The 18,788-nt window shown below is 66.3% G+C and carries 19 protein-coding genes and 1 riboswitch; of the genes, 11 read left to right on the top strand and 8 right to left on the bottom strand.

Features of this window, described 5'->3' with window-relative positions; translation table 11 throughout:
* The first annotated feature begins 2 nt into the window (after window positions 1-2).
* From NL241_RS28500 to NL241_RS28490, 3 genes are read left to right on the top strand one after another with little or no spacing between them, the layout of a single operon-like run.
* Entirely contained in the window at window positions 3-1,139 is a 1,137-nt protein-coding gene (locus NL241_RS28500; protein ID WP_487696710.1) for a mandelate racemase/muconate lactonizing enzyme family protein, read from the top strand.
* A complete protein-coding gene (locus tag NL241_RS28495) occupies window positions 1,136-1,771 on the top strand; it encodes a bifunctional 4-hydroxy-2-oxoglutarate aldolase/2-dehydro-3-deoxy-phosphogluconate aldolase (RefSeq protein ID WP_494395697.1) in 636 nt (211 codons plus the stop codon). The genes NL241_RS28500 and NL241_RS28495 overlap by 4 nt, the downstream gene beginning before the upstream one ends.
* Entirely contained in the window at window positions 1,768-2,733 is a 966-nt protein-coding gene (locus tag NL241_RS28490) for a sugar kinase (RefSeq protein ID WP_494395696.1), read from the top strand. The genes NL241_RS28495 and NL241_RS28490 overlap by 4 nt, the downstream gene beginning before the upstream one ends.
* 16 nt (window positions 2,734-2,749) lie before the next feature.
* On the opposite strand, the gene NL241_RS28485 is transcribed toward NL241_RS28490, so the two are convergent.
* The 4 genes from NL241_RS28485 to NL241_RS28470 all read right to left on the bottom strand — a co-directional run bounded on the left by NL241_RS28485 (window position 2,750) and on the right by NL241_RS28470 (window position 6,692).
* Entirely contained in the window at window positions 2,750-3,013 is a 264-nt protein-coding gene (locus tag NL241_RS28485) for a DoxX-related protein (protein WP_487696712.1), read from the bottom strand.
* A 16-nt stretch (window positions 3,014-3,029) separates the two neighbouring features.
* The gene (locus NL241_RS28480; RefSeq protein ID WP_494395695.1) at window positions 3,030-4,520 is read right to left on the bottom strand and encodes a flavin-containing monooxygenase; all 1,491 of its coding nucleotides are present in this window, start codon (window positions 4,518-4,520) and stop codon (window positions 3,030-3,032) included.
* A gap of 77 nt (window positions 4,521-4,597) precedes the next feature.
* On the bottom strand, window positions 4,598-5,968 hold the full coding sequence (locus tag NL241_RS28475; RefSeq protein WP_494395694.1) for a cytochrome P450: 1,371 nt from the start codon (window positions 5,966-5,968) through the stop codon (window positions 4,598-4,600).
* Window positions 5,969-6,053: 85 nt separating this feature from the next.
* Complete coding sequence (locus NL241_RS28470; protein ID WP_494395693.1) at window positions 6,054-6,692, bottom strand: NADPH-dependent F420 reductase; 639 nt, start codon at window positions 6,690-6,692, stop codon at window positions 6,054-6,056.
* Between the two features lie 92 nt (window positions 6,693-6,784).
* Here NL241_RS28470 and NL241_RS28465 point away from each other — a divergent pair, with 92 nt between their 5' ends.
* Entirely contained in the window at window positions 6,785-7,333 is a 549-nt protein-coding gene (locus NL241_RS28465) for a TetR/AcrR family transcriptional regulator (RefSeq protein WP_494395692.1), read from the top strand.
* Here NL241_RS28465 and NL241_RS28460 read toward each other — a convergent pair.
* From NL241_RS28460 to thiC, 3 genes are all read right to left on the bottom strand, one after another.
* Window positions 7,330-7,962 carry an alpha/beta hydrolase family protein gene (locus tag NL241_RS28460; protein WP_487696717.1) on the bottom strand — a complete coding sequence of 211 codons (633 nt, stop codon included), beginning with the start codon at window positions 7,960-7,962 and terminating at the stop codon, window positions 7,330-7,332. The genes NL241_RS28465 and NL241_RS28460 overlap by 4 nt on opposite strands.
* Entirely contained in the window at window positions 7,952-8,791 is an 840-nt protein-coding gene (gene thiD, locus NL241_RS28455; RefSeq protein WP_494395691.1) for a bifunctional hydroxymethylpyrimidine kinase/phosphomethylpyrimidine kinase, read from the bottom strand. Before thiD ends, NL241_RS28460 begins: the two co-directional genes overlap by 11 nt.
* Complete coding sequence (gene thiC, locus NL241_RS28450; protein ID WP_487696719.1) at window positions 8,788-10,353, bottom strand: phosphomethylpyrimidine synthase ThiC; 1,566 nt, start codon at window positions 10,351-10,353, stop codon at window positions 8,788-8,790. Before thiC ends, thiD begins: the two co-directional genes overlap by 4 nt.
* Window positions 10,345-10,454: riboswitch (TPP riboswitch) on the bottom strand. (Overlaps the previous gene by 9 nt.)
* A gap of 160 nt (window positions 10,455-10,614) precedes the next feature.
* Between thiC and NL241_RS28445 the strand changes: the two genes are divergently transcribed.
* The 7 genes from NL241_RS28445 to NL241_RS28415 all read left to right on the top strand — a co-directional run bounded on the left by NL241_RS28445 (window position 10,615) and on the right by NL241_RS28415 (window position 18,508).
* On the top strand, window positions 10,615-12,360 hold the full coding sequence (locus tag NL241_RS28445; protein WP_487696720.1) for an MFS transporter: 1,746 nt from the start codon (window positions 10,615-10,617) through the stop codon (window positions 12,358-12,360).
* Between the two features lie 59 nt (window positions 12,361-12,419).
* Entirely contained in the window at window positions 12,420-13,373 is a 954-nt protein-coding gene (locus NL241_RS28440) for an efflux ABC transporter ATPase subunit, DrrA-related (protein WP_487696721.1), read from the top strand.
* Window positions 13,370-14,221, top strand: coding sequence for an ABC transporter permease (locus NL241_RS28435; protein WP_494395690.1), 852 nt, complete (start codon window positions 13,370-13,372; stop codon window positions 14,219-14,221). Before NL241_RS28440 ends, NL241_RS28435 begins: the two co-directional genes overlap by 4 nt.
* Window positions 14,222-14,313: 92 nt before the next feature.
* Window positions 14,314-15,306: a LacI family DNA-binding transcriptional regulator gene (locus NL241_RS28430; RefSeq protein ID WP_487696744.1), complete on the top strand. Its 993-nt coding sequence runs from the start codon at window positions 14,314-14,316 to the stop codon at window positions 15,304-15,306.
* 112 nt (window positions 15,307-15,418) lie between these two features.
* Complete coding sequence (locus NL241_RS28425) at window positions 15,419-16,420, top strand: substrate-binding domain-containing protein (protein WP_487696723.1); 1,002 nt, start codon at window positions 15,419-15,421, stop codon at window positions 16,418-16,420.
* Window positions 16,421-16,561: 141 nt separating this feature from the next.
* Window positions 16,562-17,488: an aldo/keto reductase gene (locus tag NL241_RS28420; RefSeq protein WP_487696724.1), complete on the top strand. Its 927-nt coding sequence runs from the start codon at window positions 16,562-16,564 to the stop codon at window positions 17,486-17,488.
* Window positions 17,489-18,508, top strand: coding sequence for a zinc-dependent alcohol dehydrogenase (locus NL241_RS28415; protein WP_494395689.1), 1,020 nt, complete (start codon window positions 17,489-17,491; stop codon window positions 18,506-18,508).
* On the opposite strand, the gene NL241_RS28410 is transcribed toward NL241_RS28415, so the two are convergent.
* The gene (locus NL241_RS28410) at window positions 18,493-18,765 is read right to left on the bottom strand and encodes a hypothetical protein (protein ID WP_487696726.1); all 273 of its coding nucleotides are present in this window, start codon (window positions 18,763-18,765) and stop codon (window positions 18,493-18,495) included. The two genes, NL241_RS28415 and NL241_RS28410, sit on opposite strands and share 16 nt — an antisense overlap.
* Window positions 18,766-18,788 lie beyond the last annotated feature (23 nt).

Here is an 18,788-nt window from a genome sequence, read left to right as displayed (position 1 = left end):
ACATGAAGATCACACGAATCGAGACATGCGGACTGCGTGGGGCCACACCGGAGGGCGGTTGGTCGAACGAGCTGCGTCCCGACGATGTCGTCCACACCCTCGTTGCCGTACACACCGATTCAGGCCAGGTCGGTATCGGTAGTGCATTCACCGCCGAAGGCCTGGTCCGTGCAGCCCTCGATCTGCTGCGCCCGCATCTCATCGGACAGGATGCGCTGGAGGTGGAGCGGCTCACAGAGACGCTGCACCAGAGTGCCTTCTGGATGGGCCGTGGCGGTGCCTTGACCCACGCGACCAGCGCCATCGACATTGCACTGTGGGACCTCGCCGGTCAGGCGTTGGATCAGCCGGTCGGCCGCTTGTTGGGAGGGCGCTACCGAGAGCGAGTCCGTCCGTACGCTTCCGTCCTGATGGATGAAACGCAGGTCATGACCGAGAACCTGAGATCGCTTGTCGCTGAAGGCTTCACCGCGTTCAAGATCGGCTGGTGGAAGTTCGGCCGCGTCGACAGCGCCACAGACGAGCGCACCGTTGCGGCAGCTCGTGAGGCGGTGGGTGACCGGCTGCTGGCTGTTGACGCGGGCGGCTCGGAGGCGTTCTTTCCCGGTGGGTTGTCCTGGGCGAAACGCACGGCAGACATGCTCGCTGCGTATGACGTGGCCTGGTTCGAGGAGGCTCTGGCCCCCGATGACGTCGACGGATTCGTGGCGTTGCGAGCACACTCGAAGATCCCGATCAGCGGTGGCGAGGTCCTCACCCGGCGGCAGACATTCGCGCCATACATCACCGCAGGAGCGTTCGATATCGTGCAGCCGGACACCACCAAAGGAGGTGGCTTGAGTGAATCACGGCGAATCGGTTGGGCGGCACAAGATCACGGCATCCGCCTGATCCCGCACGGATGGAACACCGGAGTGGGTTTGGCGGCCGACCTGCAGCTTGCCTCCGCACTTGCCGCCACCGATTTCGTGGAGTACAAGACCGGATCCGCGTACATCGACGAACTGGTGGCAGGCGGCTGGTCTCTGGACACCGACGGGATGTTGGTTGTTCCTGGAACCCCCGGGCTCGGGGTGACACTGAATCCTGACGCTTTGGCGGCTTACGGCACGAACCCGGCCTTCGCGCGGGCAGCATGAGTGCGGCCGAATCTGTTCAGACCTTGTTCACCCATCCTGTGGTTCCGCTTCTCACCGTGCGCGCCATGAAGGACGTCGATGTCATCGGCGACGGGCTGGTCGACGGCGGGCTGCCCGTGGGTGAAGTGGCACTGCGAGGTCAGTACGGCATCAGCGCGATACGGCAGCTCGCGGCGCGCGGTGACGTCTTGGTCGGCGCTGGAACGGTGCTGACGGTCGCTCAGGCGGACGAGGCGATCGATGCCGGAGCGCGATTCATTGTGACACCGGGACTCGATTCCGATGTGGTGCGCCACGTTTGCGACACCGGTATCCCGATCATCCCAGGCGTGCTCACGCCGTCGGAGGTCCAGGCTGCGGCGCGCCTTGGGTGCAACCACGTCAAGCTCTTCCCCGCTGGTGCGCTGAACGCAGCCGCCTGCTTGAGTGCCTTCGCGGAGGTCTATCCCGGCATGCAGTTCATGCCTTCCGGTGGGATCCGGCAGACCGATATCTCGGAATTTCTCGTATTACCAAATGTTTTCGCCGTCGCGGGGAGTTGGATCGGTGCCGTCGCGTACGGAGGTGCGGCGGCGGTGGCGAATGCGTGCCGGGCGGCCGTGGCCGCGGCTGAGTCGGTGCGGCCGCAGTGACGGCCGGCGAACCCGTCGATGTGGTCACGGTAGGGGAGAGTCTGGGATTGCTCACCGCGGGTCGGGTGGGCAGCCTACGGCACGTGCGAGATCTGCATCTGGGTTTCGGTGGCGCCGAGAGCAATGTGGCCATAGGCGTGGCGCGACTGGGTGGCTCCGCCCTGTGGATCGGTCGGGTGGGTGCGGACCCGCTCGGCCAACTCATCGTGCGGGAGCTTCGTGCGGAAATGGTGGAGACGGTCGCGGTCGTGGATGACGAGGCTGCAACCGCTCTGATGCTCAAGGAGCGCCCACGGCCCGGCGCCAGCCGGGTCACCTACTACCGCAGAAATCAGGCAGGGAGTCATCTGCGGCCCGAAGATCTCCCGCTCGGAATTATCGAGCGGGGCCGGATCCTCCACATCACAGGCATCACAGCAGCTCTGGGCGAACGTCCACTTGCGACTCTCCATATGGCCATCGATTACGCAAAGCAGGCCGGTCGCGTCGTTTCGTTTGACGTCAATCACCGTGCCAGTCTGTGGGCCGACAGCGGTGAAGCGGCAAGCACCTACCGCGACCTGGCCCAGCGCGCCGATATCGTGTTCGCCGGCGAGGACGAGGCGGCGCTGGTGACAGGCGAGACGGACCTGCGGAGGCAGGTCGACGGCATGCTCGCACTCGGTGTTGATCGAGTGGCCATCAAGCGGGGAGCCATGGGCGCGGCCGCCGCCTCCCGCAGCGGAATCGTACTGCGGGAGGCCCATCGGATAGCAGTGGCCGATACGGTAGGCGCGGGCGACGCCTTCGTCGCGGGCTGGCTGACCGACATGGTCCGCGGCGCCGACATCCAACAATGTCTGGAAACTGCTTCAGCGTGCGGCGCTTTGGCGTGCACCGGCCTCGGTGACTGGGAGGCCGCGCCTACCCGGAGCGATCTTCTCCGGTTGTCCGGCGTCGATGGCGATCCCGTCAGCCGTTGACGCAGACGCTGGGCGTCTAGCGGTTGCGTACCCCGTTGACGCCGAGATACAGCACGTACCCCAGGCCGCCGGCCAGGGCCAGCTTCCGGGTCCTCGCGCTGAGCAGTCCGAGGCCGATCGCGGTCTCGATTCCGCCGTTGACGTAGATGTACTGACGGGTGTTCGTCGGGAACGCCGGTGCGGTGATCGATTCGAAGAGTTGCGGCTTCACGAAATGCGAGACACCGGTGGCGGCCAGGGCCAGTCCGGCCAAGCTGGGGAAGCGTGACTTCTGGGTCAAGGTAACCGCTTTCTGCTCAGGCGATTTGGTAATCGGTCAGGGGGAACTCACTGGCTTCTTTGATGGCGTCGTGTGTCGACATCGGTCGGAGCAAGCTGGGTTCGCCCTGCGGGTTGAAATAGTAGGACCGCGAGGAGGCGCAGTTGCCCAGCGTCCACAGCGAGTCGCCCAGCAATTCCGTCATCCGGTCCAGGTAGGCGGCGTTGGCTTCCTCGGTGACTTCGAAGGTGGTGGCGCCGCGGCGTTTCAGTTCGCCGAACAGCCGGTCCATCAACCGCATCTGGTATTCCATGGTGTTGAAGAAGTTCAGGCCCAGGAACGCGTACGGGCTGGCCAGGCTCAGGAAGTTCGGGAAGTACGGCATGGACACGCCCTGGTAGGCCTGGAACCTGGTGTCGCGCCACCACTTTCCGAGGTTGCGCCCGTCCCTGCCGACGATCTCGATGGCCGGGAAGTTGGCCTCCCACAGATCGAATCCGGTGGCCAGCACCAGGGTGTCGATCTCGGTCTTGGTGCCGTCGTTGTTCACGATGCCGTCGGCGGTGATGTGGTCGATACCGTCGGTCTGCAGGTGCACGTGCGGCTTGGTGAATGAGCGGAAGTAGTTGTTGGAGAAGGTCGGTCGCTTGCAGCCGATGTCGTAGTCGGGGGTGAGCCTGCGGCGCAGTTCCTTGTCGCGGATCTGCACGAACTGGTTGATCTTGCAGAGGTCCATCGCGGAGATATTCAGCCGCCGGAACAGCGGAACGCGGTAGTGCACGACGCCGATGTTGATCATGGCTTCGTAGATCGTGTCGGTGATGGCACGAATCACGCGCTGGGTCCAGGGCAGCCGGCTGAACACCCGCTTGGCGCGCTCGGAGATCGCGAAGTCGAGCTTGGGCGCCACCCAGATGGGGGTGCGCTGGTACACCGTGAGGTCGGCGGCGTTCTTGGCCAGTTCGGGGATCAGCTGCACGGCGGTGGCGCCGGTGCCGATGACGGCGATCCGCTCATCGGCGGGGTTGTAGGTGTCGTCCCAGTCGGTGGTGTGAATGACCCGGCCGGTGAAGTTGGTGATGCCGTTGATGTCGGGCATCTTCGGTTGTGACAGGAAACCGGTGGCGGTGATCAGGTACCGGCAGCTCAGCGTGTCGCCGCCGGCCAGGGTGACGCGCCACAGCTTGGCCTCGTCGTCCCAGCGGGCGCCGTCGGCGGTGGTGTTGAACCGGATGTGACGCCGGATGTCGTACTTGTCGGCGACGTCGTCGGCGTACTGCTTGATCTCGGCGCCGGTGGAGAACAGCCGTGACCAGTTCGGGTTGGGCTCGAAGAAGTACGAGTACGTGGTGGTGGGGACGTCGACGGCGAGGCCGGGGTAGTGGTTGACGTACCACGTTCCGCCCAGGTCGTCCTCGCGGTCGAGAAGGACGAAATCGTGGAACCCGAGTCGCTTGAGCTGGATCGCGGCCCCGATCCCCGCGAAACCGGCGCCGACGATGACGACGTCCACTTGCTCCGTGGTCATGCGACGACGATACCTCAACTTACCCATGGGTAAGTTAGGGCCGTTAGACCCTTTCTGCGGTGCCGAAGGGGGGGGCATCAGCGCAGCTGCACCCGCGCCAACGCCGGCGCCGCCGCCACCACCGTGAATGGGGTCGCCAGCGGAAAGTCCGCGCTCAGTGACTCGATCCGGGCGCCGCGCACCAGCGTGGCCAATGCCAGGGTCGCCTCCAACATGGCGAAGTGATCGCCGATGCAGGACCGAGGACCACCGCCGAACGGCAGGTACTGCCAGCGGTTGCGTCCGTGCGAGCGTTCCGGCAGGAACCGGTCCGGGTCGAATGTCAGCGGGTCGTCCCACAGGTTCGGGTCCCGGTGCAGCGCGTAGATGGAGATGCTGAGCATGGTGCCCGCTTCCACGCGGTGGCCGTCGACGGTGATCTCCTCGGAGATGACGCGGGGCATGCCGGCTGCCGGTGGACACAGCCGCAACGCCTCGTGCAACACCCGCACCGTGTACCCGAGCGCCGGGACGTCCTCCGGTGTCAGGGGTCGGCCACCGAGTGCTGCCACCTCGTCGTACACCCGTTGCTGGAGGTCCGGGTGGCGCCCGAGCGCCCACAGGGCATACGTCAGCGTCGTCGACGTGGTGTCATGCCCGGCGAGCATGAACAACACCAGTTCGTGGCAGATCTCCTCGTCGGTCAGCGCTCGACCGGTCGCGGGGTCCGACGCGTCCACCAGAGCCCGCACCAGTGGGGCATCGACGTCCGGGTCCGCACGCACCGAGGTCAGGATCTCGGCGGCCAACCGCTGCAGTGTGGCACTGGCCTCGCGGGCCCGCCGCTGGCCCGCAGTGGGCACCCATTGCGGCAGGTTGAGGGGCCGCGACGCGCGATCGGCGATCCATCCCAGCGCGGTCCGCAACGCCGGGCCCACCGAATCCGCGCGCTCGTCGAGATCCAGACCGAACACCGACCGCCCCAGTGCTCGCAGGGTCAGCGCCCGGCTTTCGATATCGAGATCGACAAGTTGGCCGTCGCGCCACCGCTCGGCGACCATCTGCGCTGCGGTGGCCATGTGGCCGGCGTAGCGCGGCACATGGGATTTGGTGAACATCGGCTGCAAGGCACGCCGCCGCGGCAGCCACTGGTCATGGGGCAGGTCGAGCAGGTTGCCGCCCATCAGGGTGCGCATCTGCACCATCGCCGTCGACCGGCCGCGGTCGGACACCGCGTCGCGTCGGCTCAGGACGTCATGCGCCCCTTGCGGTGTGGCCACGAGAACGATGGGTGGCACCAACCATTTGGGTCCGAAGGTGATGCGTGAGATCCGGCCCCCGGACGCGATCAGCACAGCGTGGCCTTCGACGAACGAGCGCAGCAGAGCCAGTTGTCGACGGCGCGGGAGCGGATTCATCGGCGCCAGCGGCAGTGCTGTCAGCTCGGTGCGTGTGGCGGTGTCCACCATGACCCATCCCCCCGATTCCTGTGCTCAGGTGTCAGGGTTCGAGCGTGCCGGGTGCGCGAGGCCCCGGCTTACGTAGTGCGCTACCTCAATCGGCCAGGTCCATCTCCGCGGGGCTGTTGCCGCCGATGGGCTGCGACAGCAGACTCAGCGTCGTCAGCGGCCCGCCGAACTGCTGCAGCAACCCGCCTTCGTCGTTGCGGCCCAGGTCGATCGGCGTGAATCCGAACTGCTGGATCAGCGCCTTCACTTCCTCGTTTGCGCTCGGGTGATTGCCGGAGACGAAGAGGACGCGGCGAGCACCCGATGTGTCGCGCGGTTCGCGGGCCAGGACCTTGGCCCAGGTGTGGCCGAACGCCTTGACCACGCGGGCGTTGACGGCCCATTCGCCCACCAGGTCCGACGATGCGCGTCCGCCCAGATCGGCCGGGGAGAAGTCGCTGTAGTCGATTGCGTTGGTGGCATCGACGATGATGCGTTGCCGCCAGTCCGGTATCTGCTCGACGAGTCCGCGAACGGCCTCGAAGGGGACCGCCAGCACCACCACATCGGCGAGAAGCGCGTCGCCGACCTCGATGGGCCTGATGGCGGGACCGATCTCACTCACCAGGCGGGATACCGAGTCGACACCTCGTGCGGCTGCGACACCGACCGGGATATCCGCGCGAGAGAACTGCCGGGCCACTGCAGAGCCGATGTTGCCGGCTCCGATGATCGCGTACTGCACTTTCCGCTCCTTCTGGTTCTATAACGCTCGACACAGAACGCCGACGATAGCAGGTTCTATAACGGTCGGCACAGAACGGTTAGAATCGCGCCATGGCACGGCCACGGGAATTCGACCGAACCGAAGCGCTCGAGCGCGCGATGTACGAATTCTGGAGTCGCGGCGGCTACGACCACACGTCGATCAGTGATCTCACGGCGGCCATGGGCATCTCATCGCCCAGTCTCTACGCCGCCTTCGGAGGCAAGCGGGGGCTGTTCGACGAAGCCGTGGCGATGTACGAGAGCCGACCGGCGGCGCCGGCCACGCGCGCGGTGGCCGCGCCGACCTCGCATGACGTGGTCGAGCGGATGCTGACCGCGGCGGCGCGCGAATACACCGACGCCGGCCATCCCCGCGGGTGCCTTGTCATGGCGGATCCCCAGTTGGCGCAACGACGCAATGACGGCCGGGCGTTCATTGCCGACCGGCTGCGGGACAGTGCCGACTCCGGTGACCTGCCGGACTCACTGGATCCCGAAGATCTTGCCGAGTTCCTCATCGTGATGCTGAACGGAATGGCCGCGCGCGCCCGAGACGGCGTCGATCACGAGCGCCTGAGCGCGGTCGCCGACATCGCGGTGCGCTGCCTGCGCTCCTAGAGCGCGCGCAGCGCGGCGTCGACCGCCAGTGCGGGCACGTCCAGCGTCTTGGAGTTCAGATCGTGACGGGCGCCGGTGATCTCGACGATCTCGGTGGGCCCGCTCACCAGTGCCGCGGCTGCCGTCAACTCCTCGATCGAGCCGAACGGGTCGGCCGTGCCGTGGGTGAAAACGGTGGGGATGCGGATGTCCGGCAGGTGTTCGGTGCGCGCCCGCTCCGGCTTGCCGGGCGGGTGCAGGGGATAGGAGAACAACGTCAGAGCTGTCAGGCCGCCACCGCCTGCCGCTCCGGCTTCTTCTCGCGCCGCCACCATGGACGTCATCCGCCCGCCGTACGAATGCCCGCCGGCCAGCACCGGGCCGTCGCTCAGCGTGTGCGCCAATTCGATGGCCTCCACGATGCCGGCCTGATCGGCCGCGGCTGAACCCGACGGCGGTCCCTTGGGGCGTCGCCGTCGATAGGGGAGGTTGTAGCGGATGGCCAACCACCCGCGGCCGGCCCACTCGTCGCACAGTCGGACCAGCAGTGGCGCCTCGCGGCTGCCGCCGGCCCCGTGTGTCAACAGCACGACTCCGGCGGGCGGGCTGTCGGGTTCGTGCGCCACCCCGGCGATCGGCTCAAGATCCATCGTCGGCCAACCGGAACAGTGGGTTGACGGGTCCGTGCCCACGGCCCAGAGGATAGGCGGCCCGGATGCACTCGGTCACCCACGCTTTGGCGAACTGCACCGCATCCGGCACCGAATAACCATGTGCCAGAGCGCAAGCGGTCGCGGCGGCCAGGGTGTCACCAGCACCGTGATCGTGGCCGGTGTCCACCCGCGGAGCGGCGAACTCGTAGAACTCCGTGCCGTCGAAGAGCAGGTCGGGGCTCGCGCTCGACGAGCGCAGGTGCCCACCCTTGACCAGCGCCCACTGCGGCCCGAGAGCGTGCAGCGCCCGCGCTGCGTCGCGCTGGGACTCGGTGTCGACCACCTCGATGTCGACCAGCAGGCGCACTTCGTCGAGATTCGGTGTCACCAACGTGGCCAGCGGGAACAACTCGGTGCGGATGGCCGACAGGGCGCTGGGGTGCACCAGCGGGTCCCCGTGCATCGATGCGCACACCGGGTCCACCACCAGCGGCACTGTCAGTGCCTCGGCTCGCCAGGTCTCGGCCACGCATCCGATGATCTCTGATGACGCCAGCATGCCGGTCTTGGCGGCTTCGATGCCGATATCGGAAGTCACCGCGCTGATCTGCCCGGCCACCACGTCGAGTGGAATCTCGTGAAAGCCCTTGACGCCCACCGAGTTCTGCACCGTCACCGCGGTGACGGCTACGCAGCCATGTAGGCCCAGCATCGCAAACGTGCGCATGTCGGCCTGGATGCCCGCACCGCCGCCGGAGTCGGAGCCGGCGATGGTCATCACCCGGTGCGGTGTCTGCCCGGGCGGGCTCAGCGGTAGGTACGTCATGAGGTCAAGGGTAGGTAGACGCGGTTGCCCTGCTCGGCGAACTCCGCAGATTTCTCCGCCATGGCTTCGCGGATGTCCTGGGTGATGCGCATCGAGCAGAACTTCGGTCCGCACATCGAACAGAAGTGGGCGGTCTTGGCCGGGGCCGCCGGCAGCGTCTCGTCGTGGAATTCGCGGGCGGTGTCTGGATCCAGCGACAAATTGAACTGATCCTCCCAGCGGAACTCGAACCGGGCCTTGCTCAACGCGTCGTCACGTTGTTGAGCGCGCGGGTGTCCCTTGGCCAGATCGGCGGCATGCGCAGCGATCTTGTAGGCGATCACGCCGTCCTTGACGTCTTTCCGGTTCGGAAGGCCCAGGTGCTCTTTGGGAGTGACGTAGCAGAGCATCGCCGTGCCGGCCTGGGCGATCATCGCCGCGCCGATCGCCGAGGTGATGTGATCGTACGCAGGCGCGATATCGGTGGTCAGCGGTCCCAAGGTGTAGAACGGTGCCTCGTCGCAGAGCTCTTCTTCGAGGCGGACGTTCTCGACGATCTTGTGCATCGGCACATGACCGGGTCCTTCGATCATCACCTGCACGCCATGGCTTTTCGCGATCTTCGTCAGTTCGCCCAGGGTTTCCAGTTCGGCGAACTGCGCCGCGTCGTTGGCGTCGGCGATCGACCCGGGGCGCAGCCCGTCGCCGAGGGAGAACGTCACGTCATACCGGGCCAGGATCTCGCACAGCTCGGCGAAATGGGTGTAGAGGAAGGACTCGGTGTGATGGGCCAGACACCACGCCGCCATGATGGAGCCGCCGCGGCTGACGATGCCGGTGACCCGGTTGACGGTGAGCGGGATGTAGCGCAGCAGCACACCGGCGTGCACGGTCATGTAGTCGACGCCCTGCTCACATTGCTCGATCACGGTGTCGCGGTACACCTCCCAGGTCAGCGCCGTCGGGTCACCGTTGACCTTCTCCAGGGCCTGATACATCGGCACGGTGCCGACGGGGACGGGCGAGTTACGCAGGATCCACTCGCGGGTCAGGTGAATGTCCTTACCGGTGGACAGGTCCATGATGGTGTCGGCACCCCACCGGGTGGCCCACACCATCTTGTCGACCTCCTCGCCGATCGACGAGCTCACCGCCGAATTGCCGATGTTGGCATTGACTTTCACCGCGAAGGACTTGCCGATGATCATCGGTTCGGTCTCGGGATGGTTGTGATTGGCCGGGATGACCGCGCGGCCCCTGGCAACTTCGGAACGCACCAGTTCTGCTGGTACACCTTCCCTTTCGGCGATGAAGGCCATCTCCGCGGTGATCTCCCCGGCGCGCGCCCGCTGCAGCTGGGTACCCCGGTCGCGCACGACCGTACGGCGTGGCAGCCCCTTCTCCAGGTCGACGTGCGCCTCGGCGTCGGTGTACGGCCCGGACGTGTCGTACAGGTCGAGATGCTCACCGTTGGTCAGGTTCACCCGACGGAACGGCACCTTGGCGCCGTCGGGAAGTTCGCGGTAGGTCTTGTGGCTGCCCGAGATGGGGGCATGGGTCACGGATACGGCAACAGCACTCATCAGTTCACTCCCTACGCCGGCATTACCCGGTCAGGTTCGTACGGTCGACGGCCCCAGCCGTCCTCTCAGCGCACTCGGTGTGCACTCCCGTGTGGGTTACGCGACCAACCTAGCGCAGTCCGGTGCCGTGCCACACCCCGGGACGACGGAACGGGATGGAATGGGAATTGCACCACGAAGGTTTGCATAGCTAACATATGTAAATTGCGGCACACACCGTGGTGGGCTGCGCACGCACTCGATACGAAACGAAGAATGCTGATGACTGCCGAGCTCACCACCACCGACGCGAGCCTCACCGCCACCGCTCGACGCCGGATCAAGATGGACCACGACCACCCCCGCTACAAGTGGGTGGTGCTGTCCAACACGACCCTGGGCACCCTGCTGGCCACCATCAACGCGTCCATCGTGTTGATCTCGCTGCCGGCGATCTTCCGCGGTATCGGCCTGAATCCCTTGGCGCCCGGCAATGTGAGCTACCTCCTCTGGATGCTGATGGGCTACCTGGTGGTGACCGCCGTGCTGGTGGTGCCATTCGGCCGCCTGGGCGACATGCTCGGCCGGGTGCGGATCTACAACCTCGGGTTCGTGGTGTTCACGGTCGCCGCGGTGGCCCTGTCGTTCGACCCGTTCTCCATGGGCGGCGGTGCGGTGTGGCTGATCGCCTGGCGCGTGGTCCAAGGTGTCGGCGGCGCCATGCTGATGTCGTCGTCCTCGGCGATCCTCACCGACGCCTTCCCGGCCAATCAACGCGGTATGGCGCTGGGCGTGAACATGGTCTCCGCGGTCGCCGGCTCATTCCTGGGCCTGCTGATCGGCGGTTTCCTCTCCGAGTGGCACTGGCAGGCCATCTTCTGGGTGGGCGTGCCGATCGGCCTGGCCGGCACGGTCTGGAGCCTGCGCTCGCTCAAAGAACTCGGATCCCGTACACCGGGCCGCATCGACTGGGCCGGAACGCTGACCTTCGGCGTCGGTCTGACGGTGCTGCTGGTCGGTATCACCTACGGCATCCAGCCCTATGGCGACTCCACCACCGGCTGGACCTCTCCTCTGGTCCTCGGTTCGATTGCCGCCGGGTTGGCACTGCTGGTGGTGTTCTGCCTCATCGAACTGCGGGTGTCGCAGCCGATGGTCGACATGAAACTGTTCAAGTCCGCATCGTTCGGCATGGGCAACCTCGCCGGGTTGATGTCGTCGGTGGGTCGCGGCGGCCTGCAGTTCATGCTGATCATCTGGTTGCAGGGCATCTGGCTTCCGCTGCACGGTTACAGCTTCGAGTCGACGCCGCTGTGGGCGGGCATCTACCTGCTGCCGGTCACCATCGGGTTCCTGGTGGCGGGTCCGATCGCGGGATCGCTGTCCGACCGGTTCGGGGCCCGGCCGTTCACCGTCGGCGGCATGCTGTTGATGGCGGTGACATTCGTTGCGCTGCTGCTGATCCCGGTGAACTTCGACTACTGGATGTTCGCGGTGATCGTGTTCCTCAACGGTCTGGGTGGCGGTATCTTCACCGCCCCGAACACCGCGGCCATCATGTCGAGCGTGCCGGCATCCCAGCGCGGTGCCGCCTCGGGTGTGCGCGCCACGTTCTTCAACGCCGGCTCGTCACTGTCGATCGGTATCTTCTTCTCGCTCATGATCGTCGGGCTGGCCAACACGCTGCCCTCCACCCTCAGCACCGGGCTGCAGGCGCAAGGCGTGTCCGCTGACGTCGCACACGACGTCGCCGGCCTGCCACCCGTCGGGAGTCTCTTCGCGGCGTTCCTGGGCTACAACCCCATCGCCGAACTGCTGGAGCCGTACCACGCGTTGCAGCAGCCGGGCGTCAACGCCGAGGTGCTCACCGGTAAGACGTTCTTCCCGGAGCTGATCACCCAACCGTTCCACGCGGGTCTGGTGGTGGTGTTCGCGGCTGCGGCGGTGATGATGGTGCTCGGCGCCGTCGCGTCCTGGATGTCGCCGGGCCGCTACGCCGACGCACCCGGCGCCGACAACGCCGCCTGATCCGGGCACCCCACAAAATCCAGTGGGGCTTGTCGGAGTCACCCGCTACGGTCGAGGGCATGCCCGAGGCAGCCATCGAGGCCATCGATCTGGTGAAGAGGTTCGGCGACCATACCGCCGTCGGCGGTATCAGTTTCACCGTCCCGCAGGGCACGGTGCTGGGACTTCTCGGACCCAACGGCGCGGGCAAGACCACCACGGTGCGGATGATGACCACGCTCACCGAACCCACCAGCGGCACGGCGCGGGTGGCCGGCTTCGATGTGCGGCGCGACCCCGAACAGGTACGCCGCCACATGGGCCTGACCGGGCAGGCCGCCACGGTGGACGAGCTGCTCACCGGCCGGGAGAACATCCGGATGATCGGCAGCCTCTACGGGCTGCGGCGCAAGGAGTTGGACCGGCTCGGCGACGAGCTGCTGCAGCAGTTCTCCATTGCGGACGCCGCCGATCGTGTGGTGAAGGGCTACTCGGGCGGGATGCGCCGCCGCCTGGACCTCGCGGTCAGCCTGATCGCCGCCCCGCCGGTGCTGTTCCTGGATGAGCCCACCACGGGTCTGGACCCGCGGTCGCGCAGCGAGCTGTGGGACGTGCTGCGCGGACTCGTCGCGGACGGCACCACGCTGCTGCTCACCACGCAGTATCTGGAGGAGGCCGACCAACTCGCCGACACCATCGTCGTCGTCGACCGCGGCCGCATCATCGCCGAGGGCACTCCGCTTCAGCTCAAGGAGCAGGCGGGCAATGCCAGCCTGGTCGTCACCGTGTCGCACGCCGCTGACCTGGAAAGCGCACAGGCCATCGTCGCCAGAACCGGTGCCGAGGTCCACGTCGACGTCGGCGCGCGCAGGCTCACCGCGTCGGCCGACGGGCTCGATGACATGACCCGGGTCGCGTCCTGGCTGCAGGACAGCCACATCGAGGTCGACGACATCGGCCTGACCCGGCCCAGTCTCGATGACGTGTTCCTGTCATTGACCGGCCGCACCACCGCTGAGGAGGCCACCGCATGACCACCGTCCGGGAAGGCGCGCCACCCAGCACCGCCGCGCGTCCACAGACCCGCCGCACGTCGCTGGCGTACCAATCGTGGATCATGGTGAAACGCAACATGATCCACACCAAGCGCATGCCGGAGATGTTGTCGGACGTCACCGCGCAACCCATCATGTTCGTGCTGCTGTTCGCCTTCGTCTTCGGTGCGTCCATCACCAATACCGGCGGAGCGTCCTACCGGGAGTTCCTGCTGCCCGGCATCCAGGCGCAGACCATCGTGTTCTCCGCGTTCGTCGTCGCCGCAGGCATCACCGCCGACGTCGAGAAGGGCATCATCGACCGGTTCCGGTCGCTGCCGATCTCCCGATCGTCGGTGCTCATCGGCCGCAGCGTCGCCAGCCTGATCCACTCGTCGATCGGCATCGTGGTGATGGCGTTCACCGGCCTGGCCATCGGCTGGCGCATCCGGGGCAGCGTCGGCGAGGCGGTCCTGGCCTTCGCGCTGGTGCTGGTGTTCGGGTTCGGCATGATCTGGTTCGGCATCCTGATCGGCTCGTTGATGCGCTCGGTGGAAGCCGTCAACGGCGTCATGTTCACCGTGCTGTTCCCGGTCACGTTCCTGGCCAACACTTTTGTGCCCACCGAACCGATGCCGCATTGGTTGCGGGTGATCGCCGAATGGAATCCGGTGTCCTCGCTGGCGCAGGCCATGCGCGAACTGTGGGGCAACGGCCCGGCTGCGGCGCCGGACGCGCAACTGCCACTGCATCATCCGGTGCTCGCGACCATTCTGTGGTCGTTGGCGCTGACCGCGGTGTTCGCGCCCTTCGCGTTGCGGGCGTACACCCGGCGCACATCCGACTGACGTTCAGTTGGACCGGTCGAAGCGAGCGCTATGCTGTGCCCAAACGCCGACGGCTAGGGGTAGCAGTGCCACAGGACAAGAGCCGGCCGACCATGCAGGACATCGCCGACAAGGTCGGCGTGTCCAAGGCGCTTGTGTCACTGGTGTTTCGCAAGGCGCCCGGCCCCAGTGCGGAAACCCGGGAGAAGGTGCTCGCCGCCGCTGAGGAACTCGGCTACCGGGTGAACCGCACGGCGGCGTTGATGACGGCGCGGCGGTCGCATCTGATCGGTGTTGCGGCGTTGATCCGGAACAGCTTTCACGCCGAGGTGGTGGAGCACATCGTCGCCGCCGCCGACCGCGCAGGATACGAGGTGGTGCTGGGTGCGGTGACGCCCACCCACGGCGAATCCAGGGTGATCGACACACTGCTCGACTTCCGCTGTGAAGGCCTGCTGCTGATCGGACCGGAGCTGGCGGGGACAGCGCTGACCGAGTTGGGGGAGCGGGTGCCCACGGTGGTGGTCGGCAGGCGGATCTCCTCGGAGTCGCTGGACGTGGTCCGCACCGCCGACGCCCGCGGTATCGGCGCCATGGTCGACCACCTCGTGGAGGCCGGGCACCGCCATATCGTGCACGTCGACGCCGGTTCCGGTGTCATCGCCACCGACCGGCGCAACGGATACCTGCGGGCCATGCGACGCCACGGTCTCGGTGACGCCACGCAGGTGGTCGGGGGCGCCTTCACCGAGGAGGCGGGCATGGCAGCGGCGAAGTCGCTGTTGAGCGCCGAGCTGCCGACCGCGGTGGTGTGCGCCAATGACCGCATCGCCGTCGGGGTCATCGACACCTTCCGGCGGGCCGGGCTCGACGTGCCCGCCGATGTCTCGGTCACCGGCTACGACGACAGTGCCCTGGCGCGGCTGGGCCACATCGACTTGACGACCGTGAGCCAGCAGCCCCGTGAGCAGGCCGATCGCGCCATCGGTGCGGTGGTGTCGCGGCTGGACGCGGGCCGCACCGAGCCGCTGTCCTCGGTTCTGGCCCCTGAGCTCGTGTTCCGCACCACCACGGCGGCGCCGCGCCGCCACGCTGATACCGCCTGAGGCGAGCGACCACTCCACTCTTGACACCCGGGTGTGACCGCGCTCATAGTGGGACTTAGACCGGTCAAATAGACCGGAGCAAGTCAGATCATTCGATCGAGAGAAGGACACCGTGGCTTCACCGAAACGTGCGGTAGGAATCGCCTTGGCCACTGCCGCTGTGGCCCTCGGCCTGGTGGCCTGCAGCAGCACCGGCGGGAAGCCGGAAGAGCAGGGTGGCTCCCAGGACGGAGCGAGTATGAACGTCGATCTGCCCCGGCACACCGTGGCGATGATCGGGCACTGGGACCCCAGCGACGCGTTCGTCGACATCCTGCGCAAGGGTGCTGAGCAGGGCGCCGCCACCAACAACGTGGAGTTGCGCTACTCGTCTGATCCGCAACCCGACAAGCAGGCCACGCTGGTGCAGAACGCGATCGACACCGACGTCGACGCCATCGCACTGGATCTCGCGCATCCGGAAGCGCTGATGGAGGTCTCCAAAAAGGCTGTCGCAGCCGGTATTCCGGTGGTCGCCTTCAACTCCGGTTATGACGACTGGAAGCGTGCCGAAGCGTTGATGTACATCGGTCAGGACGAAGTGATCGCCGGGACCGCAGCCGGCGAGCGACTCAAGGACCAGGGCGCCACCAAGGTGCTCTGCGTGGTGCACGAGCAGGGCGTCTCGGCACTCGACAAACGGTGCAACGGAGTCGAAGCCGGCTTCGGCGGCGCAGTCGAACGGATCTATCTGTCGGGCTTCGACATGGCCGCCGCACGCAGCACCATGGAAGCAAAACTGGCCCAGGACCCGGCCATCGACGCGCTCATCACCCTCAACGCCTCGTACGCCATGACCGCGCTACCGGTCACCGAAGCCACCGGCCGGCCGATCACCGTGGCCACCTTCGACACCAACCCGGAACTGATGAACGCCATCAAGGACAACAAAGTGGCCTTCGCCGTCGACCAGCAACCCTGGCTGCAGGGTTACCAGGCCGTCGACACGCTGGCCAACTACCTCAACAACCGCAGCATCCTCGGCGGTGGTCAGCCGATCCTCACCGGTCCGTCCTTCATCGACGGCTCCAACATCGAACAGATCGCGCAGTACGCACAGGAAGGTGTGCGTTGACGGCGGATAGTCACCGAATCAGCCCAATACCGCTGCGCTGCCGTCACACTCGTCTAGAAGCGAAAGGGAGTCCATGAAGCTCGGTGTCTACACCGCGATCCTGAATGCCGTGCACCTGCGCGCCGACTCGGTGTCGATTCGGTGAAGTATCAGCCGCTGGGTACGACGGGGCTGCAGGTGTCGGCGGTGTCGTTCGGCACCGCCCCGCTCGGTGACATGTTCGGCACCGCCGACCAGGGCACCGCGATCAGGTCGGTGCGTGAGGCGCTGGATGCCGGCATCAACTTCTTCGACTCCTCGCCGTATTACGGCGGCGGTTTGGCCGAGGAGCGTCTGGGTGCCGCATTGAAAGGCCGTCGCGACGACGTGATCATCGGCACCAAGGCGGGCCGCTACGGATTCGACGAGTTCGACTTCTCACCACAGCGCATCCGCGACGGTGTGCACCGTAGCCTGGAACTGCTGCAGACCGATCACGTTGATGTCCTGCAGCTGCACGATATCGAATTCGTCTCGCTGGACGGCGTTTTCGCAGACTCCTACGGGGAACTCGTCCGGTTGCGTGACGAAGGGAAATGCCGGTTCATCGGGATGACGGGCTACCCGTTGCACACGTTGCGGCGGGCGGTGACCGAAACCGATCTCGACGTGGTGCTCAACTACGCCCACTTCACCTTGTTGAACACCGAACTGACCGGCTTCCTGCCGATGGCGCAGGAGAACGGGACGGCGGTGATCAACGCCGCTGCGGTGGCGCTGGGGCTGCTCACACCGGCCGGGCTGAAGGCCGATGTACCGGTCAGTGACGCGGTGCGGGCCGCGTCGCGGCGGGTCAACGACATCTGCATCCGGCACGGTGTCGACATCGCCTTCCTGGCCAACCAATTCGCGATTCAGCGCTCGGGATGTCCCACCACCGTGATCGGCACCACCAAACCCCATCACCTCCACTCGGCGGTACGGGCGGCCGGTGAACCCATCGACGAGGACCTGCTGGCCCAGGTTCTGGCCGCCACCGCCGACGTGCAGAACGTGTCCTGGCCCAGCGGATTGAAGGAGAACAACTAGATGCATGCTGTTGTGCTCGGTGCCGACGGCAGAGAGTACGTGGGCGAGTTGCCCGACCCGGCACCGGCAGCTGATGAGGTGGTACTGCGGGTCGACTACTGCGGCATCTGCGGCAGCGATCTGCACGCCCAACAGCAGGGCTTCGGGGTGGGGGTCGCCCTCGGACACGAGTTCGCCGGAGAGGTCGTCGAACTCGGTGCCCAGGTAACGGATTTCGCCGTCGGTGACCGCGTGTGTGTCAACCCCAACGGTGACTGGTGCGGTCGGTGTGGATTCTGCCGCGCGGGCCAGTACAACCTGTGCACGGCGCTGTTCCGCACGGCCGTCGGTGTGGCGCGCCACGGGGGTATGGCGCCCTATGCGGCGGTGCCCACCAAGGTGCTGTACCGCCTGCCCGACGGTGTGACCACCAAACAAGGCGCTTGGGTGGAACCGCTGGCGACGGCGCTGCGTGGTGTGCGCAGGTCGGGAATCGGCATGGGCGACCCGGCAATCGTGTTCGGCGGCGGCCCGATCGGGCTTCTGGTCATCACACTGCTGCGCGCGATGGGAGCCGGTCAGATCACCGCGTTCGAACCGTCGCCACTGCGGGCAGCCAAGGCCGCCGACGTCGGTGCCGACGCGGTGATCGATCCGTTGACCGTCGACGCAGGCGAGGTGTTCCCGGATCTGGCGGCGGCGCCGTCGCATGCGTTCGAATGCTCGGGCGTCGCCGCCGCCACCGAGATGGCGTTGCGCGTGCTGCGTCCCAGAGGCACACTCACCGTCACCGGTGTCGCGGCGAAACCGCCGTTCTACCAAGCGCCGGACCTCGTGTTCAAGGAACTGACCATTCAGGGCAGCTTCATCTACGAGGGTGAGTTCGCCATGGCGATCGACCTGCTGGACCGCGGGATGGTCGATATCGACCCGCTGACCAGTGGTGTCCGCGATATTGCCGCTGGGCCGGAGGCTTTCGACGAAATGCGGGACGCGTGCACCTTGGTGAAGGTGCTGTTGCGGGCTCAGTCGTCGATGTAGACGTGCGGGCAGCTCAGGTCCACATACACCGTCTCGGTCGGATCGCCGGACATGCCGCGTACCGCGTTGACCGCGCATTCAGAGATCGGGCCGTTGCGCGAACCGTTGATCTGCACGCTGTAGCCCTGACTGCGCAGTTCTCGGATGGTATCGGTGGCCGACGAACCTGCCGGTGCGGCAACGGCATTGCCCGCCAGGCCGATGGTGACGGGTGCCAGCGCGGCGCAGGCCGCGGTGGCGAACAGATAGCGTTTCATGGTTGACTCCTAGAGGCGTTGGG

It is taken from the genome of Mycolicibacterium sp. SMGY-1XX (assembly GCF_059132455.1).
This window is presented reverse-complemented; position numbering and strand designations above follow the sequence as displayed.